The sequence below is a fragment of the Streptomyces sp. NPDC059010 genome (assembly GCF_042740355.1).
In the GTDB taxonomy this organism is placed as follows: domain Bacteria; phylum Actinomycetota; class Actinomycetes; order Streptomycetales; family Streptomycetaceae; genus Streptomyces.
Window position 1 is genome coordinate 195,076 of sequence record NZ_JBHYJA010000006.1, and the last position, 3,354, is coordinate 198,429.

Genomic DNA, 3,354 nt, shown 5'->3' on the forward strand with positions numbered 1-3,354 from the left:
CGGCCGCGGCGCCCCCCCACCCGTCAACCCCCGCCCCGGCCGGCGCCCGGCCGTCAACCCCCCCGCCCGGGGGCCGCCCGCCCCCCCCGGCCGGGCGCACGACGGGGGTTTCTTCACAGGCTCTCAGGACGGCCCCTCCGTCGGCCGCACCGTCCGCCACGGTGCGAACGCGCTCGCGCCGCGCGGCAGCAGGGCCGCCAGTTCCGGGCAGTGCCGCAGGATCACGGAGTTCATGCCGCCCCGTTCGACCCAGTCGATGCCCAGCGGGGTGTAGACCTCGGGCCGGTAGTCGACGTTGAGGAAGCGGTCGGACTGCAGACGCCGGCTGGCCATGAGGATGAAGATGCGGAACGCGGTGTCGCTGAAGCCGAACCCGGCCGGCGGGTTCTCCCCGAACAGCCCCACGACGGTGTCGATCTCGTCGACCGAGCGGTAGACCTCCTTCAGCCGGGCCAGCGTCTCGGCGTTCTCGGTCAGTTCCTCGAAGGAGCGGATGCGCGGTTTGTGCAGCCCCGCGCGGAAGTCGTTGTAGCGGGGGACGCCACGCCGCCGGGTCCGGACCAGGTCCACCACCGACAGGTCGATGATCTCGCCGTCCCGCTCGAACTGCTGCAGCGACCGCGGGAAGTTGTGCAGGGTGATCGCGCCGGGGTGGGCGATGCCGAACGAGTACAGGGTGTTCGCCAGGCCCGTCTTGCGGATCCGGGACTCCGCCGCGCCGCCCTGGATGTCCAGGAAGCCCACCGTCTCCAGCCGCTGTCCGAAGTGGTGCTCGCGCAGCTCGAAGTCGTCCGGGATGAGCGGGTGCATCCGGTAGACGGTGACGAAGTCCTCGGTGAGGGAGTACGGGGCGGCGTGATGGTCCGGCAGGGTCTTCGGGATGCCGGTCAGCGAGTGCGCCTCGAACAGCCACAGGCCCAGCTGGTTCAGCCAGTTCTGCGGCGGCCCCTCCCAGTTGGTGTGCAGGGCCAGGTCGATCGCCTCGGTGGCGAGGATCGCCGGTGTCCACTCCACCGTGTGGATCTTCGCGATCAGCGCCGACACCACCAGGCGGGCCGTCTGGTAGATCCGCTCCTCGCTCATCGTCGGATACTCGGCGCGCAGCGCGGCACACACCGCGTTGTGCTCGCGCGCGAACAACGTGTGCATCGAGCTCAGGCCCATCCACCAGTTGTCGCTGAAGCCGGTCAGCGGGATACCGCCGTTGGCCCCGGCCGGCAAGTGGCCGTCCTCCAGGCGGAGTTCGGCGCGGCCCTCGGCCTCGCGCAGGAAGCGGGCGGTCTGCTCGTCGGCGCCGTACACCTCGGAGCCGTCCCACCAGTGGGAGGCGGTGTTGCCGAACAGGATCGGCGGGCGGCCCGGCACCTCGATGCCCTCGTTCTCCGCGAACCGCATCACGTTCTCGCCGGGCCCGCCGGGCGTGTTGTGCCACGGCCCGCTGCCGGGCGGCAGGGGCACCTCGACGGTGCGCTCACCGGGCTTGTGGCGGCGGTGGTTGACCCAGTCGTGCACCTGGAACTGGATCCAGGCAGCGGCCAGCACGTTCAGCGAGGTCGCGGGCAGGAAGTTCTCGCGGTACAGCAGCTGCCGGCTGACCGTGACCGGGTTCGGGACGTCGAAGAGGTCGGGACGGTACTCGGGCTTCAGATTGCGGCCGAAGGCCGAGCCGACGGCGCCCATCCGCGGCGCCGACAGATCGTTGTACGTGCCGTCGTACGACCGCTCGCCGCGCAGCCGCTCCGGGATCGGCTCGGGCACCCGCTGGGCGCGCGGCGGCGCCTCGTGCGGCTCGGTGTCGATCAGGTTCAGCCGGCGCAGCACCTTGCGCAGGAACACCAGGTTCAGCAGGCTCAGCTGCAACGGCAGCCGGTGCCAGGGCACATACCGGTTCAGCAGCGCGAACGCCGCCTCCATCGGGCGGCCGAGGACCTTGTTGCGCACCGGTTCCTCGGTGACGAACCGCAGGCCGAGCCGGTGCGCGCTCGATGCCTGGTAGGCGGCCTTGCGGGCCCGGTTGATGTTGCCCAGCGGCCGGAACTCCTCGGTCGTGTACCACGGGTTGAAGGCGAGGTCCTCGATCCGGCGGGCGATCGCCCGTGCCTGAGCGGTGTCCAGGTCCTGGCTGGGGATGGTGAGCCTGGCCACGGGGATCGCGGGCGACGTCGCGTCCCGCCACTCCACCGAGGCGTTCTCGACCGGGGTGCGCCGCTCGTCCACGAACCGCTGCACACACAGGTCGTAGTGGACGTCGGTCTGCGCCAGCCGGCGCGCGAACTCACGGTGCAGGAAGTCGGGGTCCCGGCGGTCCGGCGTGGGCGCGGGCGGACTGCCCGGAGTGGGACGGAACAGGAACCGCACCGGCCCCGCCTCTCCCCACAGCATCGCGCCACGGCTCCAGTACGTCTCGTTGGCGAGCGAGTTGACGGTGTGCCGGGTCGCCGCCTGCACATTGCGCCGCATCCGGACCGCGGTCCTGAGCCCCACGGCCAGCGGCAGCTTCACGAACAGCCCGAACGCCTTCTGCAACGGGCTGCGGGCGCCCGCCATCGCCTTGGCGAACGCCACGAACTCCCGGGCGTTCGCCGCATGCGACACCGGATAGCTGGTCGCGAGGAGATCGTGGTTCTCCTCCTGCGACACCCGCACCCGCACGGCCGCACCGCGCAGATCGGGCGAGCCGTCGCCCTGCCGGATGCCGCTCGCGTTGGACAGCCGTACCGTCACCGGATACTCGGCGCCGGGCTGGGCGAACCCCGCGCGCAGCGCCGCCGGGAGGTCGTCGTGGAAGCGCAGCCGGGCGTTCTCCACGGCCACCGGAGCCTTTGCGTGGAAGGCCCGGGCGATATCACCGCCGCCCGCCCGCCGGTTCCTGACCTGCACCTTCATCAGCTCGCGGGCCAGCTGTTCGAACACCTGCCGTTCCGCCTCTGGACTGCCGCCTTCGTACCGTTCGTAGCGCTGCTCGTGCTGCCCGGACTCGGCCATCGGTGGTCTTCTTTCGTACGACTGCGTACGGATGCGTACGGGGGCTGGGGGCCAGCACGCTACCCACGGCCCACGACCCCCACAGCGAGGGTTCGCGCCGATGTGCTCCTACTTGTTCCCGATGTGAACAATCAGGTGCGGAGTGGTGTTTGAGCACGTCAGACGGGCGACTGAAGGCAGGCCGGTATCGGGCGTCCATCCCGCCACACCCCAGCATCCCAGCAACCCCATCGCGCCGCATCCGCGGCTGGCCGGGGAACGTCGCCTCCCCGGCGCCCCCTTGCCGCCCTCGCCATTGACGGCCCTGGCGGGGGGGGGGGGGGGTGGCGACCCCCCCGCGGGGGGGAAGAAATATAAATATAGACACGC

Annotated in this window: 1 protein-coding gene; it reads right to left on the bottom strand. The window is 71.2% G+C overall.

Features of this window, described 5'->3' with window-relative positions:
* Nucleotides 1-123 precede the first annotated feature (123 nt).
* Nucleotides 124-2,985: a peroxidase family protein gene (locus ACFWYS_RS08375; protein WP_384764947.1), complete on the bottom strand. Its 2,862-nt coding sequence runs from the start codon at nt 2,983-2,985 to the stop codon at nt 124-126.
* Nucleotides 2,986-3,354: the final 369 nt, after the last annotated feature.